The sequence below is a fragment of the Paenibacillus sp. GCM10023252 genome, from assembly GCF_042653305.1.
Taxonomy (GTDB): domain Bacteria; phylum Bacillota; class Bacilli; order Paenibacillales; family Paenibacillaceae; genus Pristimantibacillus.
Window position 1 is genome coordinate 25825 of sequence record NZ_JBHSHW010000002.1, and the last position, 22096, is coordinate 47920.

Genomic DNA, 22096 nt, shown 5'->3' on the forward strand with positions numbered 1-22096 from the left:
TAGCATGGACTAAGAATATGGGAGTGTGATGAACTTGGCTAAGCTTCGCCCTTATCTGTATTGTGAGGATGCAAGAACTCAAGCGGCGTACTATGCTAAGGTGCTCGGAGGTGACATCAGGCGTATTCAGACGTTCGGTGACATGCCGGGCGTTCGTGATGAATGGAAGGATCGGGTCATGCATCTCGTCCTCGAGGCAGCCGGAGTTACCTTCTATCTGGCTGATGGTGAGCTTGCAGAGCGGGGCACTAAGGGGTTGGACTTGGTGCTGGAATTCCCATCTGACACCGCTGCCAAGGGGGCATATGAAGGACTTGCGGCCGGCGGCAGGATTATCATGGAATTCGAGAAGATGTTCTGGGGAGCGATGTTCGGCAGAGTGGAGGATCGCTTCGGCGTGCGCTGGCAGATTGCAACGGATGAACGGCAGTCCCAAGGGTTCGGTGATTAACAAGGGCGGTGAGCAAGCAGAGACCCTCCGTGCAAGCTGCAATCGACAGCCTTGCATGGAGGGTCTCTGCTTATAGGTGCCTATGCTGCTGCAATTAAGCCTCCCATACCTTACGCTTCTGATCTTGCCCTGTATATTCAATCCGTGAAGGTGTAATGTTCAAGATGACATAGTCAGGATCGTCAGGCCCTTCGAACCAAGGCTTGAGCTCATCGTTCCACAGCTTGTGACGGAGCGTCTCGTCCTTCGTAATCTGAACCGTACCTTGCAATTCAACGATCTCATCCGGTCCTGTTCCTTCGTGGCCGAATAGCAGGAAGGCATGTGGATTATCCTGCAGCTCCTCTACCTTATGAGTCTTGCGATTCGTAGCCAGATACACCTGAAGTCCATCGTGAAAAATAGCCATATACCTCGCCTTGGGCTTATCTCCCTCGATAGTGGCCAGAGAGCCATAGCGATGCCTGCCCAGCGCTTCAATGATCTCCTTCTCCAACTGCAAATGATTCATGGTTCAATGCTCCCTTCGCGTATGGTTACTCTGGTATAATACCCATGAAGCGACGGAATGAACCGTATGCTTGTACATATTAGACTGCACGTGGAAGGAGAGGAATGCTCGTTGAGAATGCTGTTATTTGTCATGTGGCTGCTGTTCATCTCCTATGCCTGGCTGTTAGCGCCAGGAGCTTCCGGCAGCCAAGATCCAATCCTGCAAGATCTATTGAGAATGAAGGCCGAAGAGCCTGCTGTCCTCGTCATGTTCTCTCTGCTCGGCGTGTTCCCTATGGTCTACGCCTGTCTGCTCTTAAGAGATGATCGTCTGAGAATACCGGCTTGGCCATTCGTCCTATTGTCCTTCGCACTGGGCGCCTTCGCGCTGCTTCCGTATTACTTCTTGCTGAGCGGCCTAGCTAGCAGATCCGAGGGCAATCGAACGCCGATCTTCCTCTTACGTATCACGGACAGCCGTCTATTCGTCTCACTCTTATTCTTAATCACTTCCGCTCTCATGATCTATGCCATCACTGGCGGTGATGGTGAGGCCTATGCCGCAGCATTCCGCCATTCATCGTTCGTTCATGTGATGACCATAGACTTCGTCCTATTAACTCTGCTGTCTGTCTATGCAATCTATACGAATAATCGGCTGTCGAAGCGGGGTGGAGCGCTGCTTGGCCTCATCCCGATCCTTGGCCCTCTCATCTATCTGTGGATAACGGCTGGGACAAGACAGGGCAAAATCGCATAAGAAAAGGGTAATCCGACTCCTAGTTAACCGCGCTGATGCCACTTATAATGAAAACGTATAGCAAAATAAAGACAAGATGGGCTAGAAATCGACTGAAGGCATACTAATTCATCCTAATAGGGGCGTGCAATCGACAATGACAAAACTTAATATTGGCTTGCAATTGTATACGGTTCGTGATGCGACATCAGAAGACTTCGAGGGTACCTTGCGCCAAGTGGCAGCTATGGGCTATGAAGGGGTTGAATTCGCAGGCTATGGGGATGTCCCTGCTGAGAAGATGCGTGACCTGCTTAAGGAGCTGAATCTAACGGCTATCGGAGCCCACCTCGGCTTCCAGCAGCTGGAGGAAGATATTGAAGCTCAGATTGCTTACTTGCAGACGATTGGTGCCAAGTATGCCGTATGCCCTTATCTTGCTGTGGAGAACCGCGGAAGTGAAGAGGCTTGGATTGACGTGATAGAGAGGCTTGAGGCGATCGGCAAGCGAATGCATGAAGCAGGGATCTCCTTCGGTTATCACAATCATGCCTTCGAATTCGAAGACCAGCTAGACGGCGGTTCAGCCTTCGATGCTATCTATAGCCGTACTGCTCCAGAGCATCTTCATGTAGAGATGGATATTGGCTGGGTTCAGTATGCCGGCAATGACCCTCTTGCCTATATTGCCAAGTATAAGGGACGTCTACCGCTGCTGCATCTGAAGGACTTCCGCAAGGCAAACTCTGCGGTTGGCAGTATCGATACGGTTGAGCTTGGCCAAGGGGACCTGCCGTTGACAGACATTATTAAGAGTGCTGAAGCTGCAGACGTGGAGTGGATTATAGTCGAGCAGGATTCCTGTGCCAACCCCCCGATGGAATCGGTTGCTACTAGCATCAACTGGCTGAAGCAGAATTATCTGCAGAGCGTCTAAGAATTATCTGCAGAGCGTCTAAATAGAAGAAATATGAACGCGAGAGGAGCTTCACCAGCATATGAGTATAATCCGAATCGCAGTGATTGGCTGCGGATCAATCTCCAAGCATCGCCATATTCCTGAGTATGCGGCTAACCCGAACGCAGAGCTTGTAGCCTTCTGCGATCCTGTTGCAGAGCGTGCCCAGCATTACGCCGAACAATATGGGGCGAAGGCATATACCGATTATAAGGTTATGCTTCGGGAAGTGAAGCCGGATGCAGTTAGTGTCTGTACACCGAATGCGCTCCATGCATCAATCTCTATCGATGCTGCCAATGCTGGAGCACACGTTCTAGTTGAGAAGCCTATGGCCGTGACAGATGCAGAAGCAGCAGCTATGGTAGAGGCTTCCAATCGTAACGGGGTGTACTTAATGGTAGGCCATAATCAACGCTTCATGCCTCCGCATGTGAAGGCGAAGCAGATCCTTGATTCCGGTGTGCTTGGCAAGGTCATCACGTTCCGCACTTCCTTCGGACATCCAGGTCCTGAATACTGGAGTGTTGACGGGCCGGGCAGCTGGTTCTTCCACAAGGAACAAGCGTATATGGGTGCGATGGGTGACCTCGGCGTCCACAAGGCGGATATGATTCGCTGGATGCTGAATGATGAAGTGGCGCAGGTTGCAGGCTTCATCGATACGATTCACAAGGAAGGCACGGATATTGATGATAATGCCTCCTGCCTCCTGCGCATGAAGAGCGGTGCTGTAGGTACGCTCGTAGCCAGCTGGACCTATTACAAGGGTGAAGACAACAGTACCGTGCTATGGTGCGAGAATGGCGTCATGAAGATTGGCACTGACCCGAATGATCAAGTCATTGTCGAGCTTCGGAATGGGACAGTTGAGAAGCACAAGGTGGGAGCCATCTCAACGAATGACAAGCAGGAATCGAGCGGCGTTATTGACGCCTTCCTGAACAGCATAGTGACGAAGACCACTCCTCCCGTTCCTGGAGAAGAGGGGCGCAAGTCGCTAGCCGTTATTCTCGGCGCCTTCGAATCGCAAGCTAGCGGCAAGTTCGTGAGTCTTGGTTAAGCAATAGCATGTTCAATAGGAGTGCTTGGCGAATTCGCTGAGCACTCCTTTTTTTACCTGGAATAGAAGAGAGCTCACGGCAATATCTTAATCTGTATTGACACGAACTTAATTAATGATTATATTCATAGTGAGTATACTTACTATATGGGGGTAATGAATTTGGATATTGTATCAATTGTGCTGCAAGTCTTATTAGGTCTTATGTTCCTCCTCTCTGCATTCGGCAAGCTGTCCGGGCAGAAGGCCCAAGTTGACAGCTTCAACCATCTTGGACTGCCGCAATGGTTCCGTATTCTGACAGGTTCCATGCAGTTGATTGGTGCAGCAGGCATGATCGTTGGGATCTGGTATGCAGACATTGCCGCAATAGCTGGTCTATGGATTGGGGTCATTATGCTCGGCGCAGTCATCTCTCACCTTAGAGCGAAGGATCCGATTAAGGCTGCAATCCCTGGGATCGTGCTGTTCGTTCTGGCTCTAGCGGTCGTTATATTGAACTGGTCAGAGCTAATGGCATCGTTATAATGGACGACTGGAAGAATGGACTGAGAGGCTGAGAACAATTAGGGTATCCTTCACATATCATGGGGGATCCTTTTTTTTATTCGATTTCTCGGTATGAAGAGATAATTAGTATATTGCAATGTAGAATAGTGGTATGATATGCTCTTGGAGCAGGGATTGACGGATTGTGCATCACGCTATGCATTAATATAGAATAGTGTGTATAGCTTCATAGAGGAGCGGACGGACGAATGAATATTCAGTTCAAGAAGGGCGTACTAGAAGTGTGCGTACTCGTGCTTGCCTCGCGTGAGGACAGGTACGGCTACGAGCTGGCGGTTAAGATCTCTGAGAAGTTCGAGGTAGCGGTAGGCAGCGTATATCCGCTGCTTAATCGGCTGACACAAGAGGGGTACTTCTCTACTTATCTGAAGGAATCGACGGAAGGTCCGCCCCGCAAGTATTATAGGCTCACTAAGGACGGCTGGGCGCATATGCGCGGGTTGATTGACGAGTGGCATCAATTCACGGCGGGAGTTAACGAGATTATCGAAGAAGGGATCAGGCCATGATGAAGACAAGGCAACGTTATATGCAGGAGCTCGATCGTTATCTTAGCAAGGTGCCGGAGCATCTGAGAAGAGAGATGTTGATGGATTATGAGATGCATTTTCAGATGGCGGTGGAGGATGGCAAGTCGGAAGAGCAAGCAGCCGCAGAGCTTGGTGATCCAAGAGTCAATGCAAGTGAGCTGCTGCTCAATTACAGGGTAGAGCAGGCTGAGACGAACAATAATATATCAAGCTTGTCTAAGGCTGTGTTCGCCACGTTAGGGCTCGGATTATTCAATGCGATCTTCGTTCTCGGACCTTATGCCGGGCTGCTTGCTGTGATACTGGCGCTGTGGTCCGCTGTCCTTGCCCTTGGGGCAGCGGGAATCGGAGTCATACTGGATAGTATATGGAATGGGAATCTAACGATGAAGCAGGCTGTATCACTCGCACTTATCGTGTGGGGGCTAGCGATTCTGCTGGGACTCGGACTTAACAAGCTGACGAAGGTATTATACACATCTACTCTTCGATATCTGAAGTTCAATACCCGACTAGTGAGGGGGAGACAAGGATGAACAAGTGGGCAGGGTCTGCTCTCGTTATGATCGGTGTTGGAATCATTGGCGTGCTCATGAGCTTCCGCGGTGAACAGCTCTTGACCTTCGGTACGGAACCAGTTCTTCAGGAGAAGACTCTCAGTGTTCCGAGTGATGTGAAGGAGCTGCAACTGGCACTTGAAGAGATGGATGTGAAGGTCGTTCGTACGAATTCGGCTGAGGTTAAGCTTCGCCTTGAAGGCCGTGCCAGCAAGCAGTATGTCGATAAGTTCAAGCTTGATGCGCATATTCAGGGAGATAAGCTGGTCGTCAGCGGCGCCAATACCAAGAAGTTCTCGATTGGTGTTAATATTATGGATGTTGATCTTACAGTATCCCTCCCGAGTAACGTCTGGAATTCCATTGATATAGGATCGGATAGCGGCAACATAGAGGCTGCCGACTTAGAAGGCAGCAGTCTGGACATTCGAGCAGGCAGCGGCAATATTCGAGGAGATGGATTACATGCCAATAAGATGTCCTATTATTCGGGCAGCGGCAACCTTCGTCTGTCTGGGGTAACGGGCGAGACGGCAATGGTTAAGCTTGGTTCCGGCAACGTTGTGATGAACGATTATCGGTTGGAGCAATTGGAATATAAGCTGAGCAGCGGTAATGTGACACTGAGGGACGGAAGCGGCAGCGTGTCGGGCCGATTAGGGAGTGGTAATGTTAACATCTACACTGACCGAATTGATCATCTCATGAGATTGTACGCTGGGAGTGGTAACATCTCTGTCTATACCGATCAGAAGCCGGAAGGGCTGCAAGTGAAGTTCAAGACCGGTTCCGGTAATCGATCCATCCAGTGGGAGGGCTTCTCTTATGAGGATAAGGATGGCGAAGGTGCCATCGGATCATTCGCGGGCTCAGGCAGTGGAGTGTTGGAGGTTCAGACAGGCTCAGGCAACTTCAAGCTAGGCCAAAAATAGAAAAATAAGGCGCTTTCCTTGCGGTGCAGGGTGGATATAGGTTATGCTTCGGTTAACGATATGAACGGAGCGAACGGTATGGACACTAAAATATGCACAGTCTGCGGCTGTGAGAAGGAGCTTAGCTCATATGCTAAGCGAACGGGCAGAAGCGCAAGAAGGGGCACCTGCCGTTCCTGCCAGAGGAAGAAGAGCAGGACCGAGAACCCGTCCCTTGCTGAGCTTAATCCAGACAGGGAGGTGCCTGCAGGAGAAGAGCTGCCTGCAAGGCGCAAGCGCAGGCGCAGAAGGAAGAGCCGATCAGCGGAACAGAAGCTTGATACGCTAAGCCTGGATGAGAACGGCGCGGCGCTTGAAGAATCCGCTGTCGTGTCAGGTATGGCAGAGGAGATGGATAAGTCCATCGGTATCTCGAATCCTGCGAAGCGCAAGAGGAAGCGGAGAAGACGCAGGAAGGCTGCTCCTTCCAGTGCGCAGGAGATAGGAATCTCCAGTGAATCACCTGAGATTGCGGAGGAGGCTGGGCAAGAGCCTCCGGAAGCTGAACCAGTGAAGCGCAAGCGTAAGAGGAAGCGTAGACGTAAGAGTGGAGGGGCAGCTCAGAAGCTGAACGCCTTGCAGACAGACAGCGCACAGCCCTTGCTGCTTCCGCCGCGCAGACATATCGAACCGCTGAACGGGCCGTTCACCTTCGATACGAATCGATTGAATGACCGCGGATCAGGCGTGATTAAGCTGAGGGGTCGCAGAGAATCAGGGAAGCGCTGGCATACGGATATTGATACAGCGATGGCTGTTCGTATGGTGAAGGAAGGGGCGGCGGGCATTGTGAACTCCCGTACCATCCATAAGCTGTATACGAAGAGCGACTTCCGTATCTTCGTCCTCCAACGGGATAACTACGTCTGTAAGTATTGCGGGCGATATGGCGATACGATTGACCATGTGCTCCCTAAGTCCAAGGGCGGCTTATCGACGCCGGATAACTGTGTCTGCGCTTGCTCCAGCTGCAATCTGCACAAGGCTGATAAGCTGACCTATACATATAGCCGTCATGACCTATAGATAGAGAATGAACCGCATGCTCAGAGGCATGTGGTTTTTTGTCTTTTCATGCGGCTGGAGCAAGGTTAACTGACTTATACCTAACATAACAATAACACTATTTTGTTCTAATTATGGAGTCATTCCATTAGAATTTTACACAAACTTCTGTAAATCTTTTGTTCTGTGTTATGAAAATTGACATGAATCCTTGCTCGCCTTAACCAGCGGCTTATATAATGGTCATAAATGGTGCAGGTTGACAGGGGGAAGTGACATGGATCGCTCTCAGTATGCCATTGAGATGATCGATATTCACAAAGTGTTCGGTGAGATAGCCGCAGCGGACGGAGTGAGCTTCCGCGTGCTTGCAGGAGAGATTCATGCCCTGTTAGGGGAGAACGGAGCAGGGAAGAGCACGCTCATGAGCATCCTGTTCGGGGTCTATCGTCCTGATAGCGGAATCATTAAGGTGAATGGCTCAGAGGTGAAGATCCGTTCCCCTAAGGAAGCAGCCAAGCGTCGAATCGGTATGGTGCATCAGCACTTCAAGCTGGTGCCTGCGTTAACAGCATTAGAGAACATTGTGCTGGGTGACCCGAGCGGGTGGCGTAATCTATGGAACGGAGCAACGTGGCGGGAGAGGAAGACTGCTGAGCTCTCTGCGCTATGCGAGCGATATGCTCTGGTGTTCCCGCTGCATCGCCCGGTGTGGCAGCTATCGGTTGGGGAACAGCAGCGAATTGAGATTATGAAGACTCTCTATCGCAGCTGCGATATTATCGTGCTGGATGAACCAACAGCGGTGCTCACTCCGTCTGAAGTCGAAGATCTGCTTGCGACGCTGAAGGAGTTGAAGTCTAGCGGGAAGACCGTTATCTTGACCACGCACAAGCTGAAGGAGGTTATGTCTTCATGCGACCGAATCTCAGTCATGCGCCGCGGCAAGATGATTCGTACCGTTACGTCGCAGGAGACGGAAGAGAGGGAGCTTGCGGAGATGATTATGGGCCGAGAGGTTATCCGTCCTACCGATTCTGACCGTAAGCCTTCAGGTGATGAGCTGCTGAGGATTACTGACTTGAGCGCTAAGGGAGATCATGGGCAGAATACGCTAAGCGGCTTCAGCTTGTCTCTGCAACGGGGCGAGGTGCTGGGCATCGCAGGTGTAGCTGGTAATGGACAGAAGGAATTGGCAGAGATTATAGCTGGTCTTCGTCCGTGGCAAGGAGGCGAGATCCAGTTCGATGGGGAGTCGCTTGCCGGCCTGTCCGTGCAGCAGATTATTGAGCGGGGTATTGCGCATATTCCAGAGAATCGGATGCGAAGCGGGATGGCAGGCAGCCTGAGTGCTGTAGATAACCTGCTCATGAAGTCATACGCAAGGCCTTCCCGTTCCAGAGGCGGATTCATGAAGAGAGCAGGCAATCGTTCATGGGCCGAGAGGATGGTTGAGCAATTCGAAGTACGAACACCTGGTATAGACACCGAGGTTCGAATGCTGTCAGGCGGGAATCAACAGAAGCTGTTATTCGCTAGGGAGTTGGACATGAAGCCGCTCATGCTGATGGCAGTTCATCCGACACAGGGACTCGATGTCGGTGCAGCTGGGGTCGTACATAAGCTGCTCATGGAGCTTCGCAACAGCGGAAGCGGCGTGCTCCTCATCTCGGAGGACCTAGATGAGATGATGCATCTCGCTGACCGGATTGTAGTGATCTACAATGGTAGAATTCAAGGACAATTCATTCCCGGGGAAGCCTCCAGGACAGATATTGGCCTCCTCATGACAGGGATGAATTCTATTCAGCATGACGAACAGCACGGTGAGCAGCAGATCGAGCAGCAGATCGAGCAGCAGACTGAGCGGAAGGGCAAGCCTCCCACTCATTCACCCGATTATTATCAAGAAGGGGAAGGTGCTTAATGCAACGATTAACGCTGGGTTCCAGCAGCGGGAGAAGGCTGAGTGTTGTGAAGCTTACGGCCTCATCCTCGTCTGGGTGGTGGGTGCCGCTGTTGTCTATAGGAGGGGCGCTCCTCTTCACCAGCTTATTCATTCTGCTGAACGGAATGAATCCGCTTGTTGTCTACAAGCAGATGCTTGCCGGCGCATTCGGCTCTTCCTATGGTATTGGGGAGACGCTCGTGAAGGCGATTCCGCTCCTGCTCTGTGGACTGGGTGTCTCCTTCGCTTATCGAATTGGGATATGGAATATTGGAGCGGAAGGCCAGTTCACAGTAGGGGCTATTGCGGCTACAAGCGTAGTCATCTACTGGCCAGCTCTTCCTCCGGGGATCTATATTCCACTGATGATAATGGTAGGAGCTGCAGCAGGAGCATTATGGGGGGTACTGGCGGCTATACCAAGAGCTTGGCTGGGAGTGAATGAACTAATCACTTCACTAATGCTTAATTATATAGGACTGCTCCTCCTCGACTACTTCGTCTACGGACCGTGGAAGGATCCGAATGGCCTCGGCTTCCCGGGAACGATTGCCTTCGAGCCCTTCCAGCAGCTCCTGTCCTTCGGAAGCAGCCGTCTCCATATGGGACTGGTGTTCGGTCTGGTTGCGGTCCTTGCTTATTATCTCATTATGAATCATATGAAGTGGGGCTATGAGCTGCGAGTACTCGGGGCAAGCCCGGAAGCAGCGCGCAGCGCGGGTATATCTATCAACAAGCAGATACTGCTCGTCATGCTCGTCAGCGGCGGCCTAGCTGGGCTTGCAGGCATGTCCGAAGTAGCCGGCGTATCCCATCGTCTAATCTATGGTATCTCGCCTGGCTACGGCTATACCGCCATTATTGTCGCATGGCTCGCCAAGCTGAATCCGTGGGGACTGGTGCTCTCGTCCATCCTGTGCGGTGCGGTCATCGTAGGAGGCTATAGTGTCCAGATGATCGGCCTGCCGGCATCGATGTCCCTCATCCTGCAAGGCTCCATCTTGTTCTTCCTAATAGGCGGGGAGCAGCTTCGCCATTATCGTATAAGCTTCTCGAGAGCTGGAGGTGCAGGCTGATGGACAGCTTATTATTGATTGCGATTGCAGCCATGTCGGCCGGAACTCCTCTCTTGTTCGCTACACTCGGCGGTATCCTCTCTGAACGCTCAGGAGTCATCTATCTAGGAACCGAAGGAACGATGCTGATGGGAGCAGTGACAGCCTTCATCACGTTCTATACGTCCGGCAGCTGGCTCGCAGCCCTGCTGTCTGCCATACTCGTCGGTGGAGCGTTCGGCTTGCTCCATGCGGTGCTGACCGTGTCACTCAAGGCGAACCAGACAGTAGCAGGAATGGCTATCACACTGTTCGGAACAGGACTAAGCGCTTATCTAGGCAAGGCCTATGCCGGTATGCCTGCCCCAGGGTCAGTGCCGAAGCTGCATTTGTCCTTCTTGGAAGGAACCCCTATGTTAGGCGCCTTGCTCGGACATCAGAATGTACTCATCTGGCTCAGCTTCGCCCTAACCGCTATTCTGCAGGTGTATATTCACCGTACGTCCTGGGGGTTGAAGCTCAGGGCTGTAGGCGACAGTCCGGCTGCCGCAGACTCCATGGGCCTGCAGGTGGGCGCCATTCGCTACACTCATGTCATTGCAGGAGCGATGTTGATGGGGCTGTCAGGGGCCTACCTCATTCTAGTCTTTTCACCGAATTGGCTGGAGGGCATGACTGCAGGTAGAGGCTGGATTGCAGTGGCTTTAATCATTTTCGCTCGGTGGAATCCTGTACGTGCCCTGCTAGGTGCTTATTTATTCGGTGCATTCGAGGCGCTAGGCTTCCGAATTCAGATGATGAGTGATTGGATTCCTTCCTACTTTTTGAAAATGATGCCCTACCTCATTACCATCATTGTGCTCATGATGATCGGCTTCAAAAACCGCAAAAAACCGTCAGGTCAGCCGGAATCGCTTGGCATTCCTTACTATAGGGAGCAGAGGGTTTAGCTGCTATCTCAACCGGATAGGACTTAGATTGATTTATGAATAGATATTAATGCTGATGCTCGGCAGTCGATTTTCGAGGAGGAGCCGGGGTGGTTCGTTCATTAATAAATGCAGCGCAGACGGTCAATAATGGTCTATTCCATGCGGCTTCTGTTAAGGTTAAGGGATTCTCATAATCGCACAGGTTGTTCTTATTTTATTTGGTTTACCAATTTTTGAACCATGAAGGAAGTACCTCCTCATGCTACGATAGGTGGCGTCGGGTAGTTGAACCGGCACATCCCACTACTCCTGAGGAGGAACAATTCATATGAACATGCAACATATACGTCTAGGCGTCGCAAGCATAGTAGCAGCTACGATGATTGGCGCAGGCTTAACCGCCCCAACTGCAGGTGCAGCACCAGCTGTGAAGACAGACTCCAATGTTAGCCAATTGATCTTCAATGGAGATGCATTCAGAGAGTTAGCCAATAAATATGGAATTGACTTGAATAATCTGACATTCGGCACAGGTATCGTTGTAACATGGCCAGGTCAAGGCGGTACAGCTCCTGTGCAGCCTGAGAAGCCAGTGAAGCCAACTGAACCTAGCAAGCCAACTAAGCCGGTTCAACCTTCACCAACGCCATCGCCGACTCCTGTACCAACGCCGAAGCCAACACCGAAGCCAACGCCATCACCAACACCAGCTCCAACGACTCCAGACGTGAGCAAGCCAAGCGGCTTCGAAGCTCAGGTCGTTGATCTAGTGAATGTAGAACGGGCGAAGGCTGGCCTCCCAGCTCTGAAGAGTGATGCTCCTCTTGCGAAGGTAGCTCTCGCCAAGGCTAAGGATATGGACACGAACAATTACTTCAGCCATACTTCGCCGACTTACGGCTCACCATTCGATATGATGCGTCAGTTCGGAATCTCCTATTCTTATGCAGGAGAGAACATCGCATCCGGACAGCGTACGCCTGAAGAAGTCATGAAGGCATGGATGAACTCCCCGGGTCATCGTGAGAACATTATGAGCGCTAACTTCACCAAGATCGGCGTAGGCTACTACAACGGCGACTGGGTTCAGATGTTCATCGGTTAATGGAAGAATAACGACAACGGCTTACTGAGCTCACAGCTCGGTAAGCCGTTTTTTATTTCTATACAGGGCATTAATTCAATCGTTCCTTCAACCAATCCTTCAGCCTAGGCTCCTCCGACCTGGGACAGATAAGCAGCCCATTCGGGGTGGATACAATGATAAGATCACTAACACCGATGATGAGTGCTGCCTGATCGATATCAATCGTGTTGTTATAGGCTTCTGCCGTATGGACATCACCTCGGATTACATTCCCTCCGCCATCTGCCTTAATGTGCCTTCTCAGAGCTGACCATGATCCCAGATCATCCCACCCGCAGCTGACTGGAACACAGTAGATGGATTCCGTATGCTCCATAACCGCATAGTCAATAGACAAGCTTGGAACCGCCTTGTAGGCCTCTCCCAGTTCGTCGTATCCGTTAACAAGCGTGTTCCACACCCCAGGAGCATGTCTCGCCATATAGTAAGCAATCGTAGAGGGTCTCCAGATCCAAATCCCGCAATTCCAATACACGCTCGGGTTCGTGATGAGCTCAGCCGCGATTCGCTCTGTAGGCTTCTCAAGGAATCGGCTGACCTTATAGAATTGCCCTTGGGGTATGGAGCCTTCAGACGTATGAGCAGGACCGGACGTCTCTAGATAGCCGAAGCCGGTCTCTGCCCGATCTGGCACCGCACCTATCGTTGCAATCGTTCGCTCTCTCTCTGCCACTCGCGAAGCGGTGCTGATGGCCGCTCTGAACGCCTCACTATCGCTAACCCATTGATCGGAAGGGACGAATACGAGCGGGTCATCCTTATTCTGCTGCAGGAATGTCAGGGCGGTTAAGGCCATGCATGCGGCAGTATCTCTCTGCTGAGGCTCAATAATAAGCTGACTTGGAGGAATATGAGGTAATTGCTCTGTAATCAATGGAAGATATACGCTGGGGGCTGCGATATAGATCTGCTCTTCCCGAGCGAAGCTTGTGCTCGTGAAGCGGTTGACGGTCTCCTGAATCAATGAGCGTTCAGAATGAAGAGCGATGAATTGCTTAGGGAGATCACAGGTGCTGCGCGGCCAGAAGCGTGTTCCCTTGCCTCCGGCCATTATGACGATATTCAATGCGTAATCCCACCTCCGATGCTGCGAACGAACAAGAAGGGAGAAGGCTGTCCGCGAATGTATTCTCATTCTATTCAACGTCAGGCCCTCACCGTAACGGCATCCGTACACAGGCGGGTGAGTATATTTGCAGCAGGTCGATCCCATTCATGCCTATCATTCATTCCTGAAGGGAAGCCGTCTTATGAAGCAGCTCCGACAGAGTGACGAGCTCGTACCCTGACTTGCGCAGCATGACGATCAGCTCGGGCAGTGCCTTAACGGTGCCCGTGAGATCTTGGCTAGAGCCGCCTCCGGCATGCTGCAGAATGATGGAGCCAGGTTGAAGCGTCTTGCGAATGTTGCGAAGGACCAGAGAGCTGGATAAGCTGCGCCAGTCTACGGAGTCTACATCCCAGTTCACAATGACATAACCGGAGAGCTTCGCCCATGCAACCTGAGAAGGGAGCACCTCGCCATATGGAGGACGAATGAACCTGGGATGATACCCGACTAGCGAGGCAAGCACATCGTCTGTCTGCCCCAGCTGCTTCCGGTAGGCGCTCTCAGATAGCAAGGAGAATACGGCATGGTTATAGGAATGGTTGCCAATATCATGACCTTCCTTATGTATTCTCTTGACCAGTGTTGGATACTCCACGGCTCTAGATCCGATGATGAAGAAGGTTGCGCGTACCTTGTATGCTGCAAGAGTATCCAGAATAGCAGGAGTGTATCTGGGATCAGGGGCATCATCGAAGGTAAGCGCTACTCGCTTCGTCTGACGGGAGCCGTTCATGATGAATACGCCAGGATATCTCCGCTGCAGAGTCACCCAAGATACAGCAGGCTCACGGTTCAGCCGCTTCGGTACGGGACGGTCGGGGGAGGCTTGCAGAGCAGACAGGCAGGATAGGGAGATGAGAATGACAAGGATCGTTGCTAAGCTTATTCTTAGTCGCATGTTATCGGCCTCCAAGGATGTACACCGCTGTCGCCTAAGCTATTGTTCCCTAGCGGCTATCTGCCATGCACAACCGATGCAACATCCATGAGGCCGTGTATAGAAAACGCTTTACAAGGTCTGGAAGCGGGCGTAATATAATTTGGAGATATTAGCCTATATTTGAATCCGAAGGAGAATGAAGATGCCATTAGTGGATATGCCCTTAGAACAGTTGCTGCAATATCAAGGTAAGAACCCTCGGCCCCATGACTTCGATACGTATTGGGAGAGAGCGCTCTCAGAGCTGAATTCCGTAGAATCAAGCATAGAGATGGTTCCTGCAGCCTTCCAGACGCCGCAGGCCGAATGCTATGACCTATACTTCACTGGAGTGCGCGGCGCACGCATACACGCGAAGTATCTGAAGCCGAGAGGGAGCAGTGAGCCTCATCCGGCTGTCGTCATGTTCCATGGCTACACAGGCTCGTCTGGCGACTGGGCGGACAAGCTCAGCTATGTATCCCTTGGTTATTCCGTTCTAGCGATGGATTGCAGGGGCCAGGGTGGAGGCTCCAATGACAGCGGGGGTGTAACAGGGAATACCCATCATGGGCATATCATTAGAGGGCTGGCTGATGAGGATGCAGACAATCTGTTGTTCCGTCATATCTTCCTGGATACAGCGCAGCTGGCGCGCATTGCACTCGAGCTTCCTGAAGTAGATGCCAATCGCGTCTATGCCACGGGATGGTCCCAGGGTGGTGCACTGACGATTGCATGTGCGGCATTAGAGCCCAGAGTGAAGAAGCTTGCTCCTGTCTATCCGTTCCTGAGCGATTACATCCGGGTGTGGCAGATGGATCTGGCGAAGGATGCGTATGCAGAGCTTCGTACGTACTTCCGTCACTTCGATCCGCAGCATAAACAAGAGCTCGAGACGTTCACGAAGCTGGGGTATATTGATATTCAGAATCTAGCCCCTCGAATTAGAGGAGAGGTTCTGCTTGGAATAGGGCTGATGGACACGATCTGTCCTCCATCGACTCAGTTCGCTGCCTATAACAAGATTACATCGCCGAAGAGGCTGGAGATCTATCCAGACTTCGGTCATGAAGGATTGCCTGGACTTAATGATCAGATTATGATGTTCTTCGAGCAGAATTAGGTGGAGTGAAGGCAGCGGCGCTGGTGTTGCTGCCTTACTTATTAACTTCAATTGATAATCGTTATCATCATAAGTATAATGAAATGAAAAGATGCTCATACCATTCGTCGAAGTTAGTTCGGTGAATTGGAGCGGTTGGAATGTGGAGGGAATACAATGAATGAGGACAAGTTATGGTCCGTCTTAGAAGAGAAGTTGAACGTGAGCAGGTATCGTCCCCAGCACGGAGCGGTGCTGGATGTGTCTGCGGAGCGGCTTGTTGATCCTAATGCGCTAGCAGAGGTGCTCGCCATCTACTACCCATTAATTGGAGGAGTGGATCAAGAGGCTGGCGAGGTCTACATGGCTAGATGGATGATCAATCCGATGATGGCCGCTATCTATTCACTTGCTCTTCATGAGTCAATACCGGACTTGTCTCTAAGTAACTTGACCGCATATATAAGCAAGGATCAAGTCGTGTGGCAATTGAAGCAGCAGAGCTTGCTGGAACCAGGCGGGGATGTGAATCGGCTTGAGTGGAGCAAGGAGATGCTGTCAGCGCTGATCTCGAATACAGTCAGGCCATTATTCGAAGCAATTGCCGTAGCGGGAACGGCTCGCCTGAGTCTGCTATGGAGCCAGTTGCCAACTTATCTCATCTACAGCTGTGAGCAGTTAATGGCCTGCGCTTCGGATGAGGACGAGAGGAACCGGTTAGCGGCTATGTACACTGTCATGCATGAGCTGCCGCCGTCCACGTTCGGCCGCAGCTCGAATCCTCTAGCTGTCACCTTCCAGTATACCGAATCGCTGACGGATCCTTGTGCCACCTATCGGCTGAAGTACGGCTGCTGCCTATACTACAAGATTGAGGGCGGGGAGTATTGTTATACTTGTCCTCGCCTGAAGGAGGAAGACAGGCTCCGTCAACGAATGGCCTACCGGAATCCATCACAAGCGTCAGCTTCGTCTTAGTCGAGCTTACTACTTACTTCATCTTGAACACTTGAATGGTCCGTTGAAGCTGAGTTGCCATGTTCAGCATGCGCTCAGTCTCTCCAACTACAGCTTGCACGGATGCAATCTGCTCATTCATAGAGGCTGATACTTGCTCCGTGCCAGCCGCGGATTGCTGGGTGATGGCGGAGATGTTCTGAATGGCGCCAGATATGCTGCGAGCACTCTCAAGCATCACGTCACTCTCTTGGGCGAACGTGGAGATCTGACCTGTAATGAACTGAACGCTCTCCGCAATCTCATGGAATACATGCTCAGATTCGCGAATCCGTTCCGTCTGCAGATGGACGACTTCCTCGTTCACCTTCATATGCTCTATAGCTTGTCTGATGCTATCGTCAATACTCTTGACAAGAGTGAATACTTCCTTCGTTGACTGGCTCGATTCTTCTGCGAGCTTACGTACCTCTTGTGCGACTACAGCGAAGCCCCGCCCATGCTCTCCTGCACGAGCTGCTTCGATAGAGGCATTAAGCGAGAGCAGATTGGTCTGCTCGGCAATATCGGAGATCGTCGCAGTAATGGCTGATATCCCTCTGGCTTGAAGGGCGAGATTCTCGATGGTCTCTGATACTCTGGCAGTAGCGTCTACGTTGCGGCGCATTCCCTCCGATTGGCTGTCCAGCGCCTCGCGCCCCTTGCCTACAAGCTGAAGCGTCTGCTCCGAGCGGTCGTTCATCTCTCTGGATGAAGATGCGTAGGCAGACACCTTCTCTTCAATCTCACGGATTGACTCACTCATGTCGGTTACGTCCTCGGATATCTCATTCGCGCCGGTAGCCAGCTCGTTAGCCGAAGCGGCAACCTGCTCCATCGCAGTCTTAATCTCATTGTTCTTATCGAATATGCTGCGGCTCGTATCCGATACATGTCTAGTAATGCTGGAGGTCTCTGTTAGAATCTCGCGAAGCTTGTCAATCATGCTGTTGAAGGCATGGCCAAGCTCTCCAAGGGCAGAGGAGGAGGAGGTGTCGATCTTCTGCGTGAAGTCTCCCTTGGCTATACGGAACGCTGCACTGGACATCTCATCGAAGGAGTCTCGCATGGATTTCTCTACGAATCCGGTAAGTGGATAGATAACCGCGGCTAATATGATAGCGATTACAATTCCGGTGAAGACAGATCCACCTGTGACCATCAAGGCAATAATCATGGCTGTGGAGAGCAAGATGAGATTGAGATAAGCGGCTAACAGAAGCTTGGATCTTACGGATAACGAGTAGTACCATTGGACCATATGTAAGCGCTCCTTTTACACGAATAACCATATTATAGCATCTCCGTCGATACTCGTCTATCGTTGTCGAACGATAGCGATGAAGCTAGGATCCTGTTGGAACTTGATAGATATATTGTGAAAAATGTGTAAAATATATGTTGTCATACCAATAATCTTGTCATATAATGGGACTTAATAACTAGATGGTAACAACATGACTAATCTATTGGGAGGAGGCGATTAGTATGAATCTGGAAACCACATCACTAGCTAGACAGGTAGACTTCGTATTCCGCCAGTTGGAAGGCGAGCTGAAGAGCGCTACAGCCGGGACAATCATGATTCATGTACGCAACAACTCAGTTGGCAAGTATGGCATTCGCCATAATCCGATTGAATGCAAGAATGGCGAGATCGAGCAAGCTGGCGGAGGTATGACTGCCCAGCAAGTACAGGCACTTAGGCAGATGGCGATTGATGCTCTGAAGCTCAAGGCTAACTGGACTCATGGAGAGATTATGTATGACTTCTCCGTTCGGCCCAGCACTGGGTCCTGGTCGGCAAGCATTATGTATGAATCCAATTACAACACTGCGAACTGGAATTACCGCTATCAGCCGAAGCATCCATCACTCGGTTATGTATCTGAGTAGTGACTGTAAGGCCCATAAGTAACAGCTTCACCTTACATAGAGAAGATTCATGGGGATACGATTGAAGGCTCCATTCCATATATATAGAAAAACTGCAGCTACAGGAATATATATCCTATAGCTGCAGTTTTTTGTTACTACAATCCAAAATCCAAGTCGGCATATACATAAGGCGATTCCGGAGCAATAGCCTGCTGAATCGTAGTGACGTCCAGCTTAATGACTTCATTCTCTTGATAAGTCGTTGTGCCTAGTATCCCGCTGACACGCACCCACTGATCATCCGCATATCGAGCAGCGTTGTCCAGCTCAACAATGACTCCGTATGGCAGTGCATCTGCAGAGCAGCAGTTCATAGCGAATCGGCTGACTACGAACTGATTAGAAGGCATAGCCTCTTCCCGATAGACGAAGCCGGTCAGCTCGACGGTCTTGCCAATCAGCGGCCTGCGGTATAGATCCAGCGTCGTTAAGGTCTCGATGAACTGCTTGTCTGAGACATTGATAACAGGTTGTTCATAGAGCTGCTTGCCAAGCTCTGCGTGACCCTTCGTGTATTCATCGTAAGGGAACATAGCGTCTAAGTCATTAGAATCAGCATGAAGGGGAGCAGCTCCCGAAGCAGCTCCTGGCCCCGGTCCTGTTCGGTTAACGAAGTCTGTGCTGGTCAAGCTCATTCCCTTGCGGGCTGCTTCTGCTGAGCCTAGTGTCGCATTAGGCAACAGGAAGCCTAACAGCAAGGGGAAGATGAATAATCCGTAGATCAGAGTATTCTTCAGGGAAGCTGGCGGCGATTCTAAGGCGTGGTCATGCTCGCAGCCGCAATCCGCAACAGAGCGGCCCATTCGCTTCTGCAGTGCGGCATATACCTGGTAGATAGCTGCTGCATATAGTCCTACTGCGGACAGCTTCACATACAACAACATTCTCGGAGCGATATAGAGCATAATCTGATCTGTCCTGACGAGATATACGATGAACATGGCGAAGGCTGTGAGGATTACAGCCCGGATAACATGATGACTCATAGGAATACCTCCGTAATCCACGCTCCGGCCCAGGCAAGCGTGCCTGCCATCACAATAAGGGCGATGACGATGCGGACGCGGAAGGTGGATAGTAGCATTAATGTATTTTTGAGATCAACCATCGGCCCGAACACGAGGAAGGCGAGCAGAGGACCGCTGTCGAACATGCCGCTGAAGGAAGAGGCGATGAATGCATCTGATGTCGAGCAGATGGACAGGAAGAAGGCGAACCCCATCATGAACAGATAAGTGAAGGGGCCGTCCGCGACGCTCGCCAGTGTATCACGATCGAGCACGGTCTGAATGAGTGCGGTGAGCAGGGCACCGAATATAAGATATTTGCCCATCTCGAAAAATTCATCAGAAGCATGTCCGAGTGTAGAGCTAATGCGGGATGGCAGCTTGGGAGAAGCTGGCCCTGACGCATTCCCATGATGATGGACATGGTGATTAGAATGATTATGATAATGGGGATCCACGGCTGCTGCCGTCTCTCTAAGCGGATTCGTACGCATGAACTTGTACAGCACCAAGCCGATAAGGACTGCAATGGAGAAGCCTAAGCCCATCCGCATATAGGCAATGATTGGCGTCGTTCGGAACGCGGTGTATGTAGCGGTATACACAATCGGATTGACAATCGGGCCCGCAAGCAGATAGACAATCCCGATGTATGCAGGCATACCCTTCCGAATCAGCCTGCGAACGACAGGAATCATGCCGCATTCACACAGTGGGAACAACAGACCGAGCAGCCCTCCGAACAAGACACCAAGAATCGGATTGCGCGGTGTTAATCTCTGAATCATGGCATCCGTCACGAATACTTGAAGAAGAGCAGAGAAGATGACCCCGAGCAGAATGAAGGGGAAGGCTTCTAAGATTAGGCTGATGAATGAGATCTTGAACGTCTGCAGCTGTTCCATTCCTATGTATAGGTCGGGCAATTGCCGATTCACGGCAATCATGATGATCATAATTAGGCAGCCTATCCCCAGAATCGGAGTGCCGAAGCGGTAAAAAAATGCAGTCATCTGATTCCCTCTCTTTATTGTAAGGATTACGATTATTAGTATAGTCTATGCGAACAACCTTGACCATAGGACAACTTAAATTAACTTGTCATCATGTCAGCTCTCTTGCGTCAACTCATGTCTTTTGAACCAGTTCTCTAGAACCTGCTTTATGCAGGTTTATTTGTATGTGTACGACTAAAGAATGAATTTGATTAAGCAGTGTTCAAAAATGAAGGATTGCTTCCGAATGTCGTCGAATGCTGTCAGCCGCATAAATAAAATACAGAAGGTGTGGTCGTCGTTGAGTAGTTCGTGGAGTCATTCGTTGAAGTTGGTCTTAAGTATCGTAATTAGCATGATCGTAATCATGGGTAATCTGGGTAATCCAGCTGCCATGCAGGCAGCTCTGCAGAAGGAACCATCGCTAAGCATGGATTATGAAGTGAAGCCGGGCGATACGTGGTATGGAATAGCCAAGCGTTATTATCTAACCAGTGACTTCGAGCGGGTAGCCCGACTGAACGGAATGAGTTCCAAGGTGAAGCTGCAAGCGGGGGCTTCCCTCAAGCTTACCAATCCGCTCGTGCTTGACCAGTATACAGTGAAGACAGGAGATACCTTGTATGCGATTGCAGGCCAATACTTCAGCCGCAGTTATTACTTAACGATTCTCATGCAATATAACCAGATGACGAGCTCGCAGGATCTGAAGGCAGGCATGAAGCTTCGCATCCCGCTGCCGGCAGGTGAAGGCAACCATCTCGTGCGATCAGGTGAGACGCTGTACAGCCTGACGTCGAAGTATTACAATCTGGCGGATTATCAAGCGGCAATAGCGGGGGCGAACGGCCTGGAGGGAGCGGGGGGCTTGATCAAGCTCGGCCAAGAGCTGCGTATACCTAACCCGTTCTACATGGGGGAGACCCATCCAGCGTCCAGCGGAACGATTACAGCAGGTGGTGAAGGCATTCGAACGATCGAGATTGACGTGACAACCAACAAGCTGTATGTGAAGATTGGCGGCAAGGTGGAGAAGAGCTTCAGCATCGCGAGCGGTCAGCGGAGAGGGCAGACACCGACAGGAACCTTCGAGATCATGACTAAGCTGAAGAACCCGTGGTACTCAGCTAGAGGAATAGCAGGAGGTGACCCTGATAATCCGCTTGGCAGCCGCTGGCTCGGTCTTAGCGTTCCTAATACGCAAGGGACGAAATACGGCATTCACGGCACGAATTCGCCACAATCCATTGGCAAGCATGCAAGTGCCGGCTGCATCCGTATGCTCAATCAAGATGTAGAGTGGCTGTTCAGCACGATTCCGACGGGAACCAAAGTATTCATTCACGCCTAATCCGCGAGCTGGATAGCTGCTGGACTGCTGTCCCTTGACAAGAGAGCTTCCGGCGGTATAATCGTTGTAAATGCAGTGAAGGGAACAAGTAAGCAGGAAGGCTTGCCTCAGAGAGCCGGTGGGAGCTGTGAACCGGTGCAAGCATCTTAGCTGAATGGATCCTGGAGCAGAGAGCGGAACACAGCCTCCCTACATAAGGGCGCAGCGCTGTCTATGCTTCTCCGGCACTCCCCGTTACGGAGCTCAAGGCTAATTG

23 protein-coding genes and 1 other annotated feature (1 of these 24 cut by a window edge) are annotated in these 22096 nt (G+C 51.1%); of the genes, 17 read left to right on the plus strand and 6 right to left on the minus strand.

Annotated elements, in window-relative coordinates:
- Positions 1-34 precede the first annotated feature (34 nt).
- The gene (locus ACFO9Q_RS01855; protein WP_379178091.1) at positions 35-451 is read left to right on the plus strand and encodes a VOC family protein; all 417 of its coding nucleotides are present in this window, start codon (positions 35-37) and stop codon (positions 449-451) included.
- A 94-nt stretch (positions 452-545) separates the two neighbouring features.
- On the opposite strand, the gene ACFO9Q_RS01860 is transcribed toward ACFO9Q_RS01855, so the two are convergent.
- Positions 546-962 carry a pyridoxamine 5'-phosphate oxidase family protein gene (locus ACFO9Q_RS01860; protein ID WP_379178093.1) on the minus strand — a complete coding sequence of 139 codons (417 nt, stop codon included), beginning with the start codon at positions 960-962 and terminating at the stop codon, positions 546-548.
- A gap of 111 nt (positions 963-1073) precedes the next feature.
- On the opposite strand from ACFO9Q_RS01860, the gene ACFO9Q_RS01865 reads away from it, so the two are divergent.
- The 12 genes from ACFO9Q_RS01865 (at position 1074) to ACFO9Q_RS01920 (ending at position 12376) form a co-directional block, all read left to right on the plus strand.
- Complete coding sequence (locus tag ACFO9Q_RS01865; protein ID WP_379178095.1) at positions 1074-1703, plus strand: hypothetical protein; 630 nt, start codon at positions 1074-1076, stop codon at positions 1701-1703.
- A 136-nt stretch (positions 1704-1839) separates the two neighbouring features.
- The gene (locus ACFO9Q_RS01870; RefSeq protein WP_379178097.1) at positions 1840-2619 is read left to right on the plus strand and encodes a sugar phosphate isomerase/epimerase family protein; all 780 of its coding nucleotides are present in this window, start codon (positions 1840-1842) and stop codon (positions 2617-2619) included.
- A gap of 61 nt (positions 2620-2680) precedes the next feature.
- Positions 2681-3703, plus strand: a complete 1023-nt coding sequence (locus ACFO9Q_RS01875) for a Gfo/Idh/MocA family protein (protein ID WP_379178099.1) — start codon at positions 2681-2683, stop codon at positions 3701-3703.
- A gap of 162 nt (positions 3704-3865) precedes the next feature.
- The gene (locus tag ACFO9Q_RS01880; RefSeq protein WP_379178101.1) at positions 3866-4231 is read left to right on the plus strand and encodes a DoxX family protein; all 366 of its coding nucleotides are present in this window, start codon (positions 3866-3868) and stop codon (positions 4229-4231) included.
- A 230-nt stretch (positions 4232-4461) separates the two neighbouring features.
- Complete coding sequence (locus ACFO9Q_RS01885) at positions 4462-4782, plus strand: PadR family transcriptional regulator (protein ID WP_379178103.1); 321 nt, start codon at positions 4462-4464, stop codon at positions 4780-4782.
- Positions 4779-5339 (plus strand): HAAS signaling domain-containing protein, encoded by a 561-nt coding sequence (locus ACFO9Q_RS01890; RefSeq protein ID WP_379178105.1) that lies wholly within the window; start codon positions 4779-4781, stop codon positions 5337-5339. Before ACFO9Q_RS01885 ends, ACFO9Q_RS01890 begins: the two co-directional genes overlap by 4 nt.
- Entirely contained in the window at positions 5336-6292 is a 957-nt protein-coding gene (locus ACFO9Q_RS01895) for a DUF4097 family beta strand repeat-containing protein (protein WP_379178107.1), read from the plus strand. Before ACFO9Q_RS01890 ends, ACFO9Q_RS01895 begins: the two co-directional genes overlap by 4 nt.
- A gap of 78 nt (positions 6293-6370) precedes the next feature.
- Entirely contained in the window at positions 6371-7357 is a 987-nt protein-coding gene (locus tag ACFO9Q_RS01900; protein ID WP_379178109.1) for an HNH endonuclease, read from the plus strand.
- 256 nt (positions 7358-7613) lie between these two features.
- Positions 7614-9263 (plus strand): ABC transporter ATP-binding protein, encoded by a 1650-nt coding sequence (locus ACFO9Q_RS01905; protein WP_379178111.1) that lies wholly within the window; start codon positions 7614-7616, stop codon positions 9261-9263.
- The gene (locus ACFO9Q_RS01910; RefSeq protein ID WP_379178113.1) at positions 9263-10360 is read left to right on the plus strand and encodes an ABC transporter permease; all 1098 of its coding nucleotides are present in this window, start codon (positions 9263-9265) and stop codon (positions 10358-10360) included. The genes ACFO9Q_RS01905 and ACFO9Q_RS01910 overlap by 1 nt, the downstream gene beginning before the upstream one ends.
- Entirely contained in the window at positions 10360-11289 is a 930-nt protein-coding gene (locus tag ACFO9Q_RS01915) for an ABC transporter permease (RefSeq protein ID WP_379178115.1), read from the plus strand. Before ACFO9Q_RS01910 ends, ACFO9Q_RS01915 begins: the two co-directional genes overlap by 1 nt.
- 310 nt (positions 11290-11599) lie before the next feature.
- Entirely contained in the window at positions 11600-12376 is a 777-nt protein-coding gene (locus ACFO9Q_RS01920; RefSeq protein ID WP_379178117.1) for a CAP domain-containing protein, read from the plus strand.
- 70 nt (positions 12377-12446) lie between these two features.
- Here ACFO9Q_RS01920 and ACFO9Q_RS01925 read toward each other — a convergent pair whose 3' ends face one another.
- Together ACFO9Q_RS01925 and ACFO9Q_RS01930 are read right to left on the minus strand one after the other, a co-directional pair.
- Positions 12447-13484, minus strand: coding sequence for a mannose-1-phosphate guanylyltransferase (locus ACFO9Q_RS01925; protein ID WP_379178119.1), 1038 nt, complete (start codon positions 13482-13484; stop codon positions 12447-12449).
- A 160-nt stretch (positions 13485-13644) separates the two neighbouring features.
- Positions 13645-14427 (minus strand): polysaccharide deacetylase family protein, encoded by a 783-nt coding sequence (locus tag ACFO9Q_RS01930; protein WP_379178121.1) that lies wholly within the window; start codon positions 14425-14427, stop codon positions 13645-13647.
- 184 nt (positions 14428-14611) lie between these two features.
- On the opposite strand from ACFO9Q_RS01930, the gene ACFO9Q_RS01935 reads away from it, so the two are divergent.
- Both ACFO9Q_RS01935 and ACFO9Q_RS01940 read left to right on the plus strand, forming a co-directional pair.
- Positions 14612-15574, plus strand: coding sequence for an alpha/beta fold hydrolase (locus tag ACFO9Q_RS01935; protein ID WP_379178123.1), 963 nt, complete (start codon positions 14612-14614; stop codon positions 15572-15574).
- Between the two features lie 156 nt (positions 15575-15730).
- Complete coding sequence (locus tag ACFO9Q_RS01940; RefSeq protein WP_379178125.1) at positions 15731-16531, plus strand: (2Fe-2S)-binding protein; 801 nt, start codon at positions 15731-15733, stop codon at positions 16529-16531.
- Between the two features lie 13 nt (positions 16532-16544).
- On the opposite strand, the gene ACFO9Q_RS01945 is transcribed toward ACFO9Q_RS01940, so the two are convergent.
- Positions 16545-17810, minus strand: coding sequence for a methyl-accepting chemotaxis protein (locus tag ACFO9Q_RS01945; RefSeq protein WP_379178127.1), 1266 nt, complete (start codon positions 17808-17810; stop codon positions 16545-16547).
- A 227-nt stretch (positions 17811-18037) separates the two neighbouring features.
- On the opposite strand from ACFO9Q_RS01945, the gene ACFO9Q_RS01950 reads away from it, so the two are divergent.
- On the plus strand, positions 18038-18445 hold the full coding sequence (locus ACFO9Q_RS01950) for an O-methyltransferase (protein ID WP_379178129.1): 408 nt from the start codon (positions 18038-18040) through the stop codon (positions 18443-18445).
- Positions 18446-18582: 137 nt separating this feature from the next.
- Here the strand turns inward: ACFO9Q_RS01950 and ACFO9Q_RS01955 are convergent, their stop codons facing one another.
- Together ACFO9Q_RS01955 and ACFO9Q_RS01960 are read right to left on the minus strand one after the other, a co-directional pair.
- A complete protein-coding gene (locus tag ACFO9Q_RS01955; protein ID WP_379178131.1) occupies positions 18583-19473 on the minus strand; it encodes a TIGR03943 family putative permease subunit in 891 nt (296 codons plus the stop codon).
- Positions 19470-20507, minus strand: a complete 1038-nt coding sequence (locus ACFO9Q_RS01960; RefSeq protein ID WP_379178133.1) for a permease — start codon at positions 20505-20507, stop codon at positions 19470-19472. The genes ACFO9Q_RS01955 and ACFO9Q_RS01960 overlap by 4 nt, the downstream gene beginning before the upstream one ends.
- 307 nt (positions 20508-20814) lie before the next feature.
- On the opposite strand from ACFO9Q_RS01960, the gene ACFO9Q_RS01965 reads away from it, so the two are divergent.
- Positions 20815-21840 (plus strand): LysM peptidoglycan-binding domain-containing protein, encoded by a 1026-nt coding sequence (locus ACFO9Q_RS01965; RefSeq protein WP_379178135.1) that lies wholly within the window; start codon positions 20815-20817, stop codon positions 21838-21840.
- A 66-nt stretch (positions 21841-21906) separates the two neighbouring features.
- Positions 21907-22096: a binding site (T-box leader), on the plus strand (it continues 72 nt past the right edge of the window).

Bases quoted from the DNA above. Each gene is read 5' to 3' on its own strand.
- ACFO9Q_RS01860 (WP_379178093.1), bottom strand. From the start codon at position 962: ATGAATCATTTGCAGTTGGAGAAGGAGATCATTGAAGCGCTGGGCAGG.
- ACFO9Q_RS01870 (WP_379178097.1), top strand. From the start codon at position 1,840: ATGACAAAACTTAATATTGGCTTGCAATTGTATACGGTTCGTGATGCG.
- ACFO9Q_RS01875 (WP_379178099.1), top strand. From the start codon at position 2,681: ATGAGTATAATCCGAATCGCAGTGATTGGCTGCGGATCAATCTCCAAG.
- ACFO9Q_RS01885 (WP_379178103.1), top strand. From the start codon at position 4,462: ATGAATATTCAGTTCAAGAAGGGCGTACTAGAAGTGTGCGTACTCGTG.
- ACFO9Q_RS01890 (WP_379178105.1), top strand. From the start codon at position 4,779: ATGATGAAGACAAGGCAACGTTATATGCAGGAGCTCGATCGTTATCTT.
- ACFO9Q_RS01895 (WP_379178107.1), top strand. From the start codon at position 5,336: ATGAACAAGTGGGCAGGGTCTGCTCTCGTTATGATCGGTGTTGGAATC.
- ACFO9Q_RS01900 (WP_379178109.1), top strand. From the start codon at position 6,371: ATGGACACTAAAATATGCACAGTCTGCGGCTGTGAGAAGGAGCTTAGC.
- ACFO9Q_RS01905 (WP_379178111.1), top strand. From the start codon at position 7,614: ATGGATCGCTCTCAGTATGCCATTGAGATGATCGATATTCACAAAGTG.
- ACFO9Q_RS01910 (WP_379178113.1), top strand. From the start codon at position 9,263: ATGCAACGATTAACGCTGGGTTCCAGCAGCGGGAGAAGGCTGAGTGTT.
- ACFO9Q_RS01915 (WP_379178115.1), top strand. From the start codon at position 10,360: ATGGACAGCTTATTATTGATTGCGATTGCAGCCATGTCGGCCGGAACT.
- ACFO9Q_RS01920 (WP_379178117.1), top strand. From the start codon at position 11,600: ATGAACATGCAACATATACGTCTAGGCGTCGCAAGCATAGTAGCAGCT.
- ACFO9Q_RS01930 (WP_379178121.1), bottom strand. From the start codon at position 14,427: ATGCGACTAAGAATAAGCTTAGCAACGATCCTTGTCATTCTCATCTCC.
- ACFO9Q_RS01935 (WP_379178123.1), top strand. From the start codon at position 14,612: ATGCCATTAGTGGATATGCCCTTAGAACAGTTGCTGCAATATCAAGGT.
- ACFO9Q_RS01940 (WP_379178125.1), top strand. From the start codon at position 15,731: ATGAATGAGGACAAGTTATGGTCCGTCTTAGAAGAGAAGTTGAACGTG.
- ACFO9Q_RS01945 (WP_379178127.1), bottom strand. From the start codon at position 17,810: ATGGTCCAATGGTACTACTCGTTATCCGTAAGATCCAAGCTTCTGTTA.
- ACFO9Q_RS01950 (WP_379178129.1), top strand. From the start codon at position 18,038: ATGAATCTGGAAACCACATCACTAGCTAGACAGGTAGACTTCGTATTC.
- ACFO9Q_RS01955 (WP_379178131.1), bottom strand. From the start codon at position 19,473: ATGAGTCATCATGTTATCCGGGCTGTAATCCTCACAGCCTTCGCCATG.
- ACFO9Q_RS01960 (WP_379178133.1), bottom strand. From the start codon at position 20,507: ATGACTGCATTTTTTTACCGCTTCGGCACTCCGATTCTGGGGATAGGC.